This is a genomic window from Pseudomonas deceptionensis, assembly GCF_900106095.1.
GTDB classification, from domain to species: domain Bacteria; phylum Pseudomonadota; class Gammaproteobacteria; order Pseudomonadales; family Pseudomonadaceae; genus Aquipseudomonas; species Aquipseudomonas deceptionensis.
Genome location: NZ_FNUD01000002.1, coordinates 775578 through 789415 on the forward strand (window position 1 = coordinate 775578; position 13838 = coordinate 789415).

The following is a 13838-nucleotide window of genomic DNA, read 5'->3' on the forward strand; positions in this document are numbered from 1 at the left end:
AAACCAGACAAATGTGGGGGCGGGCCTGCTCGCGAAGGTTATTCGCTAGCAGGCTCGCTCCCACAAGGGCAGCTGCGTTACACCGAAGGCCCGGTGCTAACCGTCAGCACTGGCAGGCTCAGACGCTCCAGCAGTGTTGCCTGGGCGCTGCGCGGGTTCTGGTTGCCGGTTGGCGTGTTACGAATGTAACGGCCGTCCGACTGCAGGCTCCAGCTATGGGTGTTGTCAGTCAGGTAGCATTCCAGCTCTTTCTTGACCCGCAGAATCAGCTTTTTACCCTCTACCGGGAAGCACGTCTCGACGCGTTTATCGAGGTTGCGCTCCATCCAGTCAGCACTCGACAGGAACATCTGCTCTTCGCCGCCGTTGAGGAAGTAGAACACCCGCGTGTGCTCCAGGAAGCGACCGATGATCGAGCGCACGTGGATATTGTGCGAGACACCCGGAATGCCCGGACGCAGGCAGCACATCCCACGCACAACCAGATCGATTCGCACGCCTGCCTGGCTGGCTTTGTACAGCGCACGGATGATTTTCGGATCGGTCAGCGAGTTGAACTTGGCAATGATGTGCGCTGGCTTGCCTTCGACCGCGAACTGGGTCTCGCGGGCAATCATGTCGAGCATGCCCTTTTTCAACGTAAACGGCGCATGCAGCAGTTTTTTCATGCGCAGCGTCTTGCCCATGCCAATCAACTGGCTGAACAACTTGCCCACGTCTTCACACAGCGCGTCGTCCGAGGTCAGCAGGCTGTAATCGGTGTAGAGCTTGGCGTTACCAGCGTGATAGTTGCCGGTACCCAAGTGCGCGTAACGCACGATCTCCCCCGCCTCACGACGCAGGATCAGCATCATCTTGGCGTGGGTCTTGAAACCAACCACACCGTAGATCACCACCGCACCGGCCGCTTGCAGACGGCTGGCCAGTTGCAGGTTGGACTCTTCGTCAAAACGCGCACGCAGCTCGATCACCACCGTGACTTCTTTACCGTTACGCGCCGCATCGACCAGCGCATCCACGATTTCCGAGTTGGCGCCGCTGCGATACAGGGTTTGGCGCACGGCCAGCACATGGGGGTCCTTGGCCGCCTGGCGCAGCAAATCAACCACCGGCGTAAAGGATTCAAACGGGTGCAGCAGCAAGATGTCCTGCTTGCTGACCACGCTGAAAATGTTCTCGCTGTTCTGCAACAGCTTGGGGATCGCCGGGGTAAACGGCGTGTATTGCAGCTCCGGGTGGCTGTCGAGCCCCGTGATGCTGAACAGCCGCGTCAGGTTTACCGGGCCATTGACCTGATACAACTCGGTTTCGTGCAGGCTGAATTGCTTGAGCAGGTAGTCGGACAGATGCTTGGGGCACGTGTCAGCCACTTCCAGGCGCACGGCATCGCCGTATCGACGTGAGAACAACTCGCCACGCAGGGCGCGGGCCAGGTCTTCTACATCTTCGGTATCGACTGCAAGATCAGCGTTACGGGTCAGGCGGAACTGGTAGCAACCCTTGACCTTCATGCCTTGAAACAGGTCATCGGCGTGAGCGTGAATCATCGACGACAGGAACACGTAGTTGTCCCCCGCACCGCCCACTTCTTCAGGCAACTTGATCACGCGCGGCAACAGGCGCGGTGCCGGGATAATCGCCAGGCCCGAATCACGGCCAAAGGCATCAATACCTTCAAGCTCGACGATAAAGTTCAGGCTCTTGTTCACCAGCAACGGAAACGGGTGCGTCGGGTCCAGCCCGATCGGGGTGATGATCGGGGCAATTTCGTCGCGGAAGAACTTGCGTACCCACGCTTTGATTTTGGTGTTCCAGTGACGGCGACGAATGAAACGCACCTGATGCTTTTCAAGCTCTGGCAACAGAATGTCGTTGAGGATCGCGTATTGGCGATCAACATGGCCGTGGACCAGCTCACTGATGCGGGCCAGTGCCTGATGCGGCTGCAAGCCATCGGCACCTGCCTGTTCACGGGCGAAGGTGATTTGCTTCTTCAGGCCCGCCACGCGGATTTCAAAGAACTCATCCAGGTTACTGGAGAAAATCAGCAGAAACTTCAAGCGCTCAAGCAGCGGATAGGACTCGTCCAGCGCTTGTTCCAGCACGCGAATGTTGAACTGCAACTGCGACAGCTCACGATGGATATACAGGCTGCTGTCATCTAGGCCAGGAATGGCAATCGCCGGATGCACCGCCGCGTGCGTCTCGGCCGCAGCAGGCGCGTGGCCTTGCGGTACAGGCGGAGTTTCGTGGACCGGCTCAACAATCGGCTGAGCTTCAGTGGCAACGATTTCTGCAAGTCCTTCGGTATTCATTGAATGTTCCTGTAAGAGCGGGTTTGACTCTCGTAACAGTTAAGCGGTGCCATCAGTCAAGCTGCCAGAATGCCACCAACGCCTGTGGGTTTAAACCGCTCAAAGGCGCTTTATGCGGGCTAGAGCCTGGTTAGAGGGTCAATTGTTGAATTTGTTCTGAAGCCCGCCTCCTGTAGTCGCTGCCAAAGGCTGCGATAAGGGCCGCAGGACCTTCGACGTCACGGGGCCGCTGCGCGTCCCATCGCAGCCTTCGGCAGCGGCTACACCGCGTGACAATGGGCAGTAACTTCGCGCGCGCACCTTTATAGCGCCTCGCCATGAACACTAGATGACAACGCTAATGATGTAGGTCAAATACACATGATTTGTAGGATTTGTTAACGCAAAGACACATTTCGATACTTTCCCGAACGTCCCTTAAGGCGTAGGCTGCGCGTTCATTTCGCCAGCATCCAGACAATGCTCCAACAATTTCTTCAAGAATTCGGTTACTTCGCCCTGTTTCTAGGGACGTTCTTTGAAGGTGAGACCATTCTGGTTCTCGCAGGCTTCTTGGCGTTCCGCGGATACATGGACCTCAAACTGGTCATGATCGTGGCGTTCCTCGGCAGTTATGCCGGCGACCAGCTGTGGTACTTCCTGGGGCGCAAGCACGGCCGCAAACTGTTGGCGCGCAAACCGCGCTGGCAACTCATGGGCGACAAGGCGCTGGAGCATATCCGCAAGCACCCGGACATCTGGGTCTTGAGTTTCCGCTTCGTCTACGGCCTGCGTACTGTCATGCCTGTAGCCATTGGCCTGTCGGGCTACCCGCCGGGCCGCTACTTGCTGCTCAACGGCATTGGTGCTGCCATCTGGGCCATCGCGCTGGCAACCGCCGCTTACCACTTCGGCGCGGTGCTCGAAGGCTTGCTGGGCAACGTCAAGAAGTATGAGCTGTGGGTACTGGGTGCCTTGCTGCTGATCGGCCTGGGCCTGTGGGCCCGTCGACGCTTCAAGACCGCGCGACAGGCCAAACAGACCGCTCTCGAAGAGAAGAACAAGGCCAGCGCCGAAGTCAGCAACCCGCCAGCTGAGTGATGCGGTTCCTGCACACGTACAGACCCATCACGCTCAACGCCGTGTAACTGAACAGGCCGACCCAGCCCAATGCGCTGGCCGGCCACAGCCCCACCCAAGGGGCCAGCCACACCAGTGGCACGTTCAGCGCCAGGCGCAGCCACTCAAGCTTCAACGCCCAGGGCCGGTTCTCCAGGCCCGCCCCCAATACAAACAACCCGAACGCCATGTAGCCCCACCCCAGCGTCAATGCCTGGGCCGGCAGCATCTCACCCAGGTTCAGCAGGTAACTGCCCAGCGCCACATACACCGTGAATTGCCCTGCGATATACAGCTGTTGGCGTAGCGGCATTGCCACTTCGAATTTCTCGAACCGGCTCAACTCCGGCTTACTCATCGGGTACTTGGCCGCCACATCCGCCGGGCGCCAGCCCGTGGGCATAAACCAGATCCGCAGCTTGTCCTGCCAACGTTCGGCGCGTCGCGCATCGGCCAGTAACTGGCCATAGAACTGCCAATTGGCCCAGAGCGGGTTCCAGCTCTGCAGGGGTGTGGTCACCCCGAAAATCACCGGTTCGGCGTCGTCCTCCTCCTGAAACGTGCCAAACAACCGGTCCCAGAAAATGAACACCCCGCCGTAATTTCGATCCATATAGAGAGCATTTTGCGCATGGTGGGCCCGGTGATTGGAAGGTGACACGAAGAACCACTCAAACCAGCCCAACTTGGGCACATGCCGGGTATGGACCCAGAACTGATAGAGCAGGTTAAGCGTGGCCACAGTGACAAACACCAGCAGCGGCACACCCAGCACCGCCATTGGCAGGTAAAAGATCCAGCCAAATACGAAGCCGGTACTGGTTTGCCGAAGGGCCGTAGACAGGTTGTAGTCTTCGCTCTGGTGATGCACCGAATGCGCGGCCCACAGCACGTTGCGCTCATGCCCGAGACGGTGGTGCCAGTAGTAGCAAAAGTCATAGAACACGAAAGCAAACAGCCAGACCCACAGGCTGTCTTCGGGCAGTTGCAGCAATGCCAGGTACTTGAGCGCGAGCGCGTAGGAGATCAAACCCACGCCCTTGGTCAACAAGCCGGTGGTGGTCGACAGTACGCCGGCGCTCAGGCTGCTGATGGTGTCCGCCAGGCGATAGGTGCGCATCCCGCGCCAGCGGTCGGCCAGCAGCTCGACAGCAATCAGCACAAAGAAAAACGGTACTGCATACAGAATCAGCTTCATGGCACACCCCGAGCGACGATCCATCAAGCGTAGGCCGACTTCGCACGAAACCCTATGGCATCAAGCGCCAAATCAGGCGACATTAACGCCATGAACAAGGAGACCGACATGACCACCAAAAAAGTTGCCGTCATTCTTTCTGGCTGTGGCGTCTATGACGGCGCAGAGATCCACGAAAGCGTGATCACCCTGCTGCGCCTCGATCAGCGCGGCGCCAAAGTGCAATGCTTTGCCCCCGACATTGCCCAACTGCACGTCATCAACCACCTGACCGGCGAGCAGATGCCCGAAACGCGCAACGTACTGGTGGAATCAGCGCGTATTGCCCGAGGTGACATCAAGGATATTCGTGAAGCCAGGGTCGAGGACTTTGACGCCCTGATCGTGCCGGGCGGGTTTGGCGCAGCCAAAAACCTCTCCAGCTTTGCCACTGAAGGCGCCGCGTGCTCGGTTCAGGCGGATGTGCTGAACCTGGCCGAAGCCTTTGCGCAAGCGTGCAAGCCCATTGGCCTGATGTGCATCTCCCCCGCCATCGCCGCCAAGATTTACGGCCCGGGCGTGGTCTGCACCATCGGCAACGACGCCGATACCGCCGCGGCCGTGATCAAAATGGGTGGCACCCACGAAGACTGTGAAGTGGCGGAAATTGTCGAAGACAAGGCCCGCAAACTGGTGAGCACCCCGGCCTACATGCTCGCCCAGTCCATCAGCGAGGCGGCATCCGGGATCAACAAAATGGTTGACCGCGTGCTGGAGCTGACCCAAAAAGCCTGATCAGCCTCGCGACAACCGGGTCAGGATACGGTCCAGCGAGTTGGCGAACGCCTGCTTTTCGCGTTCGCCATACGCGCCCTGCCCGCCGCCCATCTGGCCTTGCTCACGCAGGTCGGTAAACAGATTGCGCACCGCCAGGCGCTCCCCCATGTTCTGCGGGTCAAACTCCTTGCCCCGCGGGTCCAGCGCCGCCACGCCCTTTTTCACCAGCCGGTCGGCCAGCGGCACATCGCTGCAAATCACCAGCTCGCCGGGCACTGCATGTTCCACTAGATAATCATCTGCCGCATCCGGGCCACTGGGCACCACGATCAATTTGACCAGCGCGTACGTTGGCTTGATCTGACTCTGCCCCGCCACCAGCACCACCTCGAACTGACGCTTTAGCGCAAACTTGATGACCTGATCCTTGGCGGCCTTGGGACAAGCGTCGGCGTCGATCCAGACACGCATGGGGGTAACTCCTGAAAAATGGGCTAAGGCTATCACCTGCAAGCCAAGCAGAACGGAGTACTGGCTCAACCCTTGATCTTGTAACCTCCACCTTCAACGCCTTCATGCAAAGCAGACTGAATACGCTCATATAACGCATTGGCTTCTAACGTCGTAATGGAACGTGAACAGTCCCGCAGTACAACCCGCAATAAAACGTTTTCTTGCCCCGGTAAAAGCCCAAGCCGTTCAATTGCCTGTACGGGCAACTCATCCACAGCCCAACGCCCTTTGACTTGCATTTCTTCAATCCAGGCCGAGCAATCACCCGCAGCCAGCAACATCTTTTCGGTCAGAACCTCTTCACTCAAGCCCGGCGTCACTGCAAGGGAGATATCACGCGTGATGCAAGGCAACCGCGAAACGGCCTGCCAAGGTTGCAAATCATGCATCTGGGCCTGAACACGATCATCAGGGTCGCGTAACAAGCGAATATCGGGTATGCCCTTGCGTAACATGGTCAGGCGGTCCAAGCCCATGCCCAATGCCAAACCACCATGCTTGGCAGGATCAATACCTAGTCGTTGCAAAAGCGAGGGTGCAATACACCCACACTCAAGCACTTCGACCGGTTGCTCCTGCGAGATCAGGTTTACCTCGATTCCGCCTTCGGTGTAGTGGTGCGGACTGTCACTGTATACCCACGCCATGTTGGGTACGGAACACTCAAGGATGTCACCCACCAGTTTCAGCAAATGCATGCGTGTTGAAAGTGCTGGATCACCGAGTAGCCAAATATCCATCTGATGTGGCTCAGCACAGTGCCATCTGTCGCGGCTATCTCGCCTGAATGTAATACCGGGAGCCGCCAACAGGATGATCTCCCCTGCTTTGCGGTCCTGCGAGACACGCTGCAAAGCCCGTGGGATTTGACTGGTAGTTTGAGTACGCAAGAGCGAATGCTCATCCACCCAGCGCGTGTGCTCACTGCCTAATGTGACTTCCGCAGGGTCATAGCCAAGCAACCCATAGTTCTCTTGGGCAGAAACAATTCGCGGGCCTCTAAGAATCTGGCCAGCAGGCCAACCCCGCATCACCAAGCCCTCAAGTACCTCACTCAACAACAGCCCGATGGCATGCGCTGGGTTGTCCACTTCTGTGAGATCGCAAAGCTCAAGAGCATTGCTAACCGAGCGTGCGCAAATATACTTTTTTGACGAAAGCATAACGACTCCTCACTTGAATCAGGGCAAATACCAATGAGTATTAAACAGAGAGCAAAATCTAGATCAAATACGCTTTAACTCACAACAGAAAATCAATAAAAGCCTGAAAGCGGTTAAATATCAGACAATGCCTACATACAACTCCTACACTAATATCCAAATTCACCAAATGAGAATCACGCAATAGAGAATCAATATAAAAACACAAGAAATACCACTTCAACCTGCTGACCATTAGTCCTAACATAGCGACCTCCTGAAGCACTCAGGCATCCAACATACACTTCTTACCCTACACAGCGAGGACAAATAATGACTAACTCAATTCTATCGAAACCAAAATTAAACCGAACCACATCCGACCCGGACAACTTCGGATGGGCTCCACTTGCCTGGGCTTACCAGCCAGATTGAGTGGACCATGTATGCACGTGAGCGCCAAGACAAAGAAAGAATATTAATTGGCGCCCACTTCCCCTTGGAGGGTATGCCTGTGCCTGCCAACAACGTCCCTTTCAACTTAAAAGACTCGTGGATCGTCTCCGACAATACTATTTTCCTTCAAAGGTGTACTGCCCAGGGCTTTAAGACACAATCGCTTAATGAAATAGAGTTTCTTCCAGCACAAAGTCTCGTCTTTGCCTTTTGCAATGAAGCCGCTAGACGCACCTTCGAAATTGCGAAGCAGACCCCTGCCAAAAAAAGTGTTTTTTGTGCGGTCCACGTTTTCGAAGCGTCCGTCAAGAGTGCACTCTATGGGCTGGACCTTATCCTGAAGAGTGACTTTGACGATGCACTGCAAAAGCAGCGGCTTGTCTTGACGCAGCTTGATTCGTGCAGGCAGTTCAATTTGGACGGAGGGAACTCTCAGGCTCGCGTCACTATTTCAGAGCAAGCCACCCCATACGCCATGATCAAAGAAGATATAAACAGTTATTTTATACACTCAATAGCTGAGTTCTTCGAAGTGCACTTTGCCCACATGAATGCACATGCACCTTGCCCATTCCAGTTCAATGGACACCTGACAATCTCTGGCATTCTTACCGTACTTAGAAAGCCCCCCACATCAACAGATATAGCACTAAAGATAGCCCTTGAAAAACTCACCCATAATGTTGCACAACACACCGCACTCTTGACGGTAGAAAACAACATCCTCACCTCATTCCGGATCAACGATACAGAACACAAAGAATTACTGAACTGTGCGGCAGGTGTTCGGGGATTAAAGCTGACAGAATTTGCAGTCGGGGTGAATAAAGCTATAGCGCCGTTTATTGATTATCGTATCAACGCTCAAATGAACGAAGGCATTAGCGGAGTGCATGTTGCATTAGGCGATGGTTCGTCGGGTTACCACATCGACTTTCTAAGCCCTGGTGTGGCGTTCAGGCCTTCACCAGGGTAAACAAGCGCAATAGCGCAACGAAAATACAGATTAAGCACGTCATGCCGAGTTGCTTTAACCGCTGGTAAGCCACACAGGAAGTATGTGGCTTACCAGAAATGCTTCAATGCTTACGAAGCCTGCACCCGGCGCTTTTCCGCCAGTTTGCTGCGGCTGTACAGCACGATAATCGCCAGGATAGCGACTGCCTGTGCAGCCAGCGAGTAGGCATCCGCATGAATACCCAACCAGTCGAAGTCGAAGAACGCCACCGGCCGCGTACCGAAAATACCGGCCTCTTGCAGCGCTTTTACGCCATGCCCGGCGAACACTACTGACAGCGCGCACAGCAACGCCGCGTTGATGCTGAAGAACAGCGCCAATGGCAACTTGGCCGAGCCGCGCAGGATTATCCACGCCAGCCCCATCAGCAACACCAGCGCCGTGGCGCCGCCCGCCAATACGGCGTTATGACCCGCAGGCCCGGCTTGCAGCCACAGGGTCTCGTAGAACAGGATCACTTCGAACAACTCGCGGTACACCGAGAAAAACGCCAGGATCGCAAAACCAAAGCGCCCGCCACCGCTGACCAGACTGCTTTTGATGTAGTCCTGCCATGCAGCCGCGTGGCGGCGGTCGTGCATCCATACGCCCAGCCACAGCACCATGACGCTGGCGAACAAGGCGGTACACCCTTCAAGCAGTTCGCGCTGGGCGCCGCTGACGTCAATGACATAAGCGGCCAGCGCCCACGTAGCGAGACCTGCAACCAGTGCCAGGCCCCAGCCAATGTTGACGCTGCGCACCGCCGATTGCTGGCCGGTATTGCGCAGAAAAGCCAGGATCGCGGCCAGGACCAAAATCGCTTCCAGGCCTTCGCGCAGCAAAATCAGCAAGCCCGAGACATAGCTCAAGGTCCAGCTCAAGCCATCGCTGCCCAGCAGCCCGGCTGATTCTTTGAGCAAGGCTTTAGCGGTGTCCAGCCGCTGCTCGACTTGCTCAAGCGGCAAACCGTCCTGCAACGATTGCCGATAAGCCATCAGGGCTTTTTCAGTGTTTTTACGCACGTTGGCGTCGACGTTATCCAGGGAGCTTTCGACCAGCTCAAAGCCTTCCAGGTAAGCCGCTACCGACAGGTCGTAGGCCTGCTCGCGATCGCCGGCGCGATAGGCCGCGAGGCTTTTGTCCAGGGTGGCGCCGGTGTAGTCGAGCAACTGCGACGGGCCGCGTTTGACCTGGGGTGGTTGAGCCCTCTGGGCACGGAAGGTCGCGGTCGCCTCGGGGCCTTCGGCCGCCAGCACTTCATTCGGGGTTTGACGGGCCAGGTCCGCCAGGTTGTAGGTTTTGTCCGCTTTTACCGCCGCAGGATCAGCACTCAAGCCTGCGATATAGGTGGCCAGGTCCCAGCGCTGGCGCTCGTCCAGTTGATCGGCAAACGACGGCATGTCCGTGCCTTCAACGCCCAGGCCCAACGTGTTGTAGATCGCGTAGAGGCTCAGACGGTCCAGACGCTGCACATCGCGCAGGTTAGCCGGAGGCGGCGTCATGCCGACACTGGCCGGGCCATCACCGGCGCCGGTTTCACCGTGGCATACCGAACAATGCTGGGCGTACAGCGGTGCACCGCGGGTTGGATCGGGGGTAATCACGGGCGCCTGACTGACCTCGTAGGCCACAGCCAGCCTGGCTCCCAGCTGCCGCGCTTCACGGGCAACGGTGGCGCCGTCTTTGCGCTGTTCGATGGCAGTTTGCAAGGCATTCACGCCTTGGGCCAGCTCGGCACGTTCAGGGCGCTCTGGCAGGCCTGCGATCAAGCCCTTGAGGACGGTCAGGAACTCCAGTTGCTCGCGGTACTCGGTTTCATCGATGACCTTGCCGTCTTCAACCGTAGGCGGGTAGTCCGCGCCGATGTAGTCGATCAGATGCAGCGCTTGTGAGGCGCCTTCCGGGGAGTTGGCAGACACAACAAGGCTGCACAACGCGAGCACTGGCAACATCAGCCAAGCAAAAAAACGCGGGCGGGCGGTCATTAATAAATCCGGATGGAAATGAGAAGTAACACATTGTTCACTTCCAATGACCGCGACTCAAGATTTTTAGGTGGTGGCGCGGTGCAATGTCGCAATAAAACCCGCCGCGCCCAAGAACAGACCGGCAAAGGTGCGGTTCATGCGTCGCTGTTGTTTGGGGGTGCGCAGCAAACGCAGGACCTTGGACGCCAGCCCCGTGTAACCGGCCATGACGATCAGGTCGACGCAGATCATGGTGACGCCCAGCGTCAGGTATTGGGACACCAGCGGCGCGTTAGGGTCTACAAACTGGGGCAGCACGGCGAGCATGAAAACCAGCGCCTTGGGGTTGCTGATGTTGACCAGGAAACCACGAAAGACCAGCGCCAGCGGCTTGCCTATCGGGCGCACGGCAGCGTCATCACTGAGATCTGCTGGCAGGGCACGCCATTGTTTGACAGCGAGGTAGATCAGGTAGGCCACGCCGAACCATTTGATGGCATAGAAGGCGGTGGACGAGGCGGCGAGCACTGCACCGACACCGGCGGCGATAATCGCAATTTGCAACGCCAGGCCCAGTTGAAGGCCTAGGGCGTTCCAGTAGCCGCGCCAAAAGCCGTATTGCAACCCGCATGACATCGAGGCAATCGCGCCCGCGCCGGGGGACAGGCTGATAACCCAACAGGCAGCAAAGAAGGCCAACCACGTTTCCAACGACATCGCACACCTCGGACAAAAGCTGTAACAAGTCCTTTAAGCTAATGTGTTGGTCGAAAATTGACCACTACTTTTTGTAGCCGCTGCCGCAGGCTGCGAGGGGTTGCGAAGCGACCCTCCTGAAGGTCCTTCGGTCCTTATCGCAGCCTGCGGCAGCGGCTACAGGTATAAGCAGTGCCTTTAAAGGTCGCTTTCGCGCCAGCGGCGTACCGAACGCTGAAAGAACAGGCTGTTGGGGACTTGCACCATGCTGCTGCCGCTACCCGCTTCCGCGGGCTCGATCAGGGTGGTGTAAAGCAGGTTGATGGCCACGACCCGGCCTTTGACGCCCGGCTTGTCGAGGGTGTCGAGCAGCTCCACCACGTCGCCAATGCGGAACGGGCCCACCGTGAAGATCAGCACCGCGCAAAGCAGGTTGGAGAGCACGCTCCACATGGCGAAGAAGGCAATCGCCGCCACCGCCACAAACCCCGAGAGCGCCGTCCACAACACGGTGGCCGAGACGCCCAGGCGTTCCAGCACGACAATCACTGCACTGCCCATGATGAACCAGCGCAAACCGCCCCGCAGCGGCATCATCAGCTGCGGCGGAAACGGATAACGCTCACCCAGACGCGTAAGGAAACGAGCCACAACGCGCTGCGAGAAATAACCGGCCAACAGAATCAGCAGAATCTGCAAACCGATCCACAGCGGTGCGATCAGTTCGGCCGGCAAGGGCAAGTGCAAAGCTTCCATCAGGACAGGGCTTCCAGTTCCGCTTGCATGGACTCAAGCAACTCCAGAGATTCCATCCAGCGCTCTTCCAGCTGACCTTCCAGCACTTTGAGCTTGGCCTGTTCGGCCAGCAGATCACGCAATTCGTCTTTGCGCGCGGCCTCGTAAACCGCACTGTCGCCCAGGCTAGTTTCGATTTTGGCCAGTTTTTCGTTGACCTTGCCCAGCTCGCTTTCGAGCTTGTCGGCTTCGCGCTTGTGCGGTGCCAGTTGCTGACGCAACGCAGCAGCAGCCTGACGCTGAGCCTTTTTATCGGTCTTGTCAGGGTTAACCGGTGTGTTGCTCGCCGGTGCGTTGCGCAAACGGTAGTCCGCCAGCCAGCGCGCATAGTCTTCGAGGTCGCCGTCGAATTCCTGCACCTTGCCGTCGGCCACCAGCAGAAATTCATCTGTGGTGCTTTTGAGCAAATGCCGATCGTGAGACACCACCAGTACCGCACCGCTGAACTCTTGCAGCGCCATGGTCAGTGCCAGACGCATTTCGAGGTCGAGGTGGTTGGTCGGTTCGTCGAGCAGCAGCAGGTTCGGCCGGCCCCAGGCGATCAGAGCCAGCGCCAGGCGGGCTTTTTCGCCGCCGGAGAAATTCAGTACCGGCTCGTCGATGCGAGCACCGCGGAAGTCGAAACCACCGAGAAAGTCGCGCAGCGTTTGCTCACGCTCAGCCGGTGCCAGACGCTGCATGTGCAGCAACGGGCTGGCCTTGGAGTCCAGCGAGTCGAGCTGGTGCTGGGCAAAGTAGCCCACCACCAGGTTTTCGCCACGGGCCAAACGGCCCGACAGCGGCTCAAGCTCACCCGCCAGGTTCTTGATCAGGGTCGATTTACCCGCGCCGTTGGGCCCGAGCAAGCCGATACGGGCCCCCGGAACCAACTGCAGCTTGACCTTCTCCAGGATGGTTTTGTCGCCATAGCCCAGACGTGCATCGGACAAATCGAGCAGCGGGCTGGAGAGCTTGACCGCCTCACGGAACACGAAATCGAACGGCGAATCCACATGGGCCGCGCTCAGTTCTTCCATGCGCTCCAGGGCCTTGATCCGGCTCTGGGCCTGACGTGCCTTGGTGGCCTGGGCCTTGAAGCGGGCGATGTAGCTTTCCATGTGCGCACGTTGCACCTGCTGCTTCTCGTAGGCCTGTTGCTGCTGGGCCAGACGCTCGGCACGGGCACGCTCGAACGCGCTGTAACCACCGCGGTAGAGGGTGATTTTGCGCTGGTCTACGTGGGCGATATTGTCGACCACGGCGTCGAGGAAATCCCTGTCGTGGGAAATCAGCAGCAAGGTGCCAGGGTAGTTCTTGAGGAAGTCTTCCAGCCACAGGATGGCGTCGAGGTCCAAGTGGTTGGTCGGTTCATCGAGCAACAACAGGTCCGATGGGCACATCAAGGCCTGCGCCAGGTTAAGGCGCATCCGCCAGCCACCGGAGAAGTCGGCAACCGGGCGGTCCATTTGTTCGTTGGTGAACCCCAGCCCGGCGAGCATTTTGCGGGCCCGCGCATCGGCGGTATAACCGTCTGCGCTGTCCAGCTCAGAGTGCAGGCGCGCCTGAGCGGCACCGTCCTCGTCAGCCTCGGCCTTGGCCAGGTCAGCTTGCACTTGGCGCAAGCGCAGGTCGCCATCGAGCACGTAGTCGATCGCGATGCGGTCGAGGGTGTCGATTTCCTGCCGCATATGGGCAATCCGCCAGTCGGCCGGGAGCAGACAATCCCCGGAATCAGGCGTCAACTCACCCAGCAACAAGGCGAACAAGGTGGATTTACCGGCGCCATTGGCGCCGACCAGACCGGCTTTGTGGCCGGCGTGCAGGATCAGCTCGGCGTCTTCTAGCAGACGTTGCGGGCCACGCTGTAAAGTCAGGTTCAGAAGTCGGATCATAATGGCGGCGGAGTCTACCAGCTTCCCTCTC

General features: G+C 57.9%; 11 protein-coding genes. 3 read left to right on the forward strand and 8 right to left on the reverse strand.

Going from position 1 to position 13838, the window contains the following annotated elements:
• Positions 1–77: 77 nt before the first annotated feature.
• Positions 78–2315: a polyphosphate kinase 1 gene (gene ppk1 / locus BLW11_RS03350; protein ID WP_048360580.1), complete on the reverse strand. Its 2238-nt coding sequence runs from the start codon at positions 2313–2315 to the stop codon at positions 78–80.
• Between the two features lie 459 nt (positions 2316–2774).
• Between ppk1 and BLW11_RS03355 the strand changes: the two genes are divergently transcribed.
• A complete protein-coding gene (locus tag BLW11_RS03355; RefSeq protein ID WP_048360581.1) occupies positions 2775–3395 on the forward strand; it encodes a DedA family protein in 621 nt (206 codons plus the stop codon).
• On the opposite strand, the gene BLW11_RS03360 is transcribed toward BLW11_RS03355, so the two are convergent.
• Positions 3373–4611, reverse strand: coding sequence for a sterol desaturase family protein (locus BLW11_RS03360; RefSeq protein WP_048360582.1), 1239 nt, complete (start codon positions 4609–4611; stop codon positions 3373–3375). The two genes, BLW11_RS03355 and BLW11_RS03360, sit on opposite strands and share 23 nt — an antisense overlap.
• Before the next feature lie 108 nt (positions 4612–4719).
• Between BLW11_RS03360 and elbB the strand changes: the two genes are divergently transcribed.
• Positions 4720–5385 (forward strand): isoprenoid biosynthesis glyoxalase ElbB, encoded by a 666-nt coding sequence (gene elbB, locus BLW11_RS03365; RefSeq protein ID WP_048360583.1) that lies wholly within the window; start codon positions 4720–4722, stop codon positions 5383–5385.
• Here elbB and BLW11_RS03370 read toward each other — a convergent pair whose 3' ends face one another.
• Together BLW11_RS03370 and srmL are read right to left on the reverse strand one after the other, a co-directional pair.
• Positions 5386–5838 carry a YaiI/YqxD family protein gene (locus tag BLW11_RS03370; protein WP_048360584.1) on the reverse strand — a complete coding sequence of 151 codons (453 nt, stop codon included), beginning with the start codon at positions 5836–5838 and terminating at the stop codon, positions 5386–5388.
• A gap of 65 nt (positions 5839–5903) precedes the next feature.
• A complete protein-coding gene (gene srmL / locus BLW11_RS03375; RefSeq protein WP_048360585.1) occupies positions 5904–7043 on the reverse strand; it encodes a PheS-related mystery ligase SrmL in 1140 nt (379 codons plus the stop codon).
• 421 nt (positions 7044–7464) lie between these two features.
• On the opposite strand from srmL, the gene BLW11_RS03380 reads away from it, so the two are divergent.
• Positions 7465–8454, forward strand: coding sequence for a CgnE/CgnB domain-containing protein (locus tag BLW11_RS03380; RefSeq protein ID WP_241486139.1), 990 nt, complete (start codon positions 7465–7467; stop codon positions 8452–8454).
• 110 nt (positions 8455–8564) lie between these two features.
• Here the strand turns inward: BLW11_RS03380 and BLW11_RS03385 are convergent, their stop codons facing one another.
• The 4 genes from BLW11_RS03385 to BLW11_RS03400 form a co-directional block, all read right to left on the reverse strand.
• Positions 8565–10463 carry a cytochrome c/FTR1 family iron permease gene (locus BLW11_RS03385; RefSeq protein ID WP_048360586.1) on the reverse strand — a complete coding sequence of 633 codons (1899 nt, stop codon included), beginning with the start codon at positions 10461–10463 and terminating at the stop codon, positions 8565–8567.
• Between the two features lie 66 nt (positions 10464–10529).
• Complete coding sequence (locus tag BLW11_RS03390; RefSeq protein WP_048360587.1) at positions 10530–11162, reverse strand: LysE family transporter; 633 nt, start codon at positions 11160–11162, stop codon at positions 10530–10532.
• A gap of 177 nt (positions 11163–11339) precedes the next feature.
• Positions 11340–11897: a mechanosensitive ion channel family protein gene (locus BLW11_RS03395; protein WP_048360588.1), complete on the reverse strand. Its 558-nt coding sequence runs from the start codon at positions 11895–11897 to the stop codon at positions 11340–11342.
• Positions 11897–13807 carry an ATP-binding cassette domain-containing protein gene (locus BLW11_RS03400; RefSeq protein ID WP_048360589.1) on the reverse strand — a complete coding sequence of 637 codons (1911 nt, stop codon included), beginning with the start codon at positions 13805–13807 and terminating at the stop codon, positions 11897–11899. Before BLW11_RS03400 ends, BLW11_RS03395 begins: the two co-directional genes overlap by 1 nt.
• Positions 13808–13838: the final 31 nt, after the last annotated feature.

What these genes read in the sequence shown, in the direction of transcription:
- BLW11_RS03360 (WP_048360582.1), bottom strand. Translation starts at nt 4,611, where the DNA reads ATGAAGCTGATTCTGTATGCAGTACCGTTTTTCTTTGTGCTGATTGCT.
- BLW11_RS03400 (WP_048360589.1), bottom strand. Translation starts at nt 13,807, where the DNA reads ATGATCCGACTTCTGAACCTGACTTTACAGCGTGGCCCGCAACGTCTG.
- BLW11_RS03390 (WP_048360587.1), bottom strand. Translation starts at nt 11,162, where the DNA reads ATGTCGTTGGAAACGTGGTTGGCCTTCTTTGCTGCCTGTTGGGTTATC.
- ppk1 (WP_048360580.1), bottom strand. Translation starts at nt 2,315, where the DNA reads ATGAATACCGAAGGACTTGCAGAAATCGTTGCCACTGAAGCTCAGCCG.
- BLW11_RS03385 (WP_048360586.1), bottom strand. Translation starts at nt 10,463, where the DNA reads ATGACCGCCCGCCCGCGTTTTTTTGCTTGGCTGATGTTGCCAGTGCTC.
- BLW11_RS03355 (WP_048360581.1), top strand. Translation starts at nt 2,775, where the DNA reads ATGCTCCAACAATTTCTTCAAGAATTCGGTTACTTCGCCCTGTTTCTA.
- BLW11_RS03380 (WP_241486139.1), top strand. Translation starts at nt 7,465, where the DNA reads ATGTATGCACGTGAGCGCCAAGACAAAGAAAGAATATTAATTGGCGCC.
- srmL (WP_048360585.1), bottom strand. Translation starts at nt 7,043, where the DNA reads ATGCTTTCGTCAAAAAAGTATATTTGCGCACGCTCGGTTAGCAATGCT.
- BLW11_RS03395 (WP_048360588.1), bottom strand. Translation starts at nt 11,897, where the DNA reads ATGGAAGCTTTGCACTTGCCCTTGCCGGCCGAACTGATCGCACCGCTG.
- BLW11_RS03370 (WP_048360584.1), bottom strand. Translation starts at nt 5,838, where the DNA reads ATGCGTGTCTGGATCGACGCCGACGCTTGTCCCAAGGCCGCCAAGGAT.
- elbB (WP_048360583.1), top strand. Translation starts at nt 4,720, where the DNA reads ATGACCACCAAAAAAGTTGCCGTCATTCTTTCTGGCTGTGGCGTCTAT.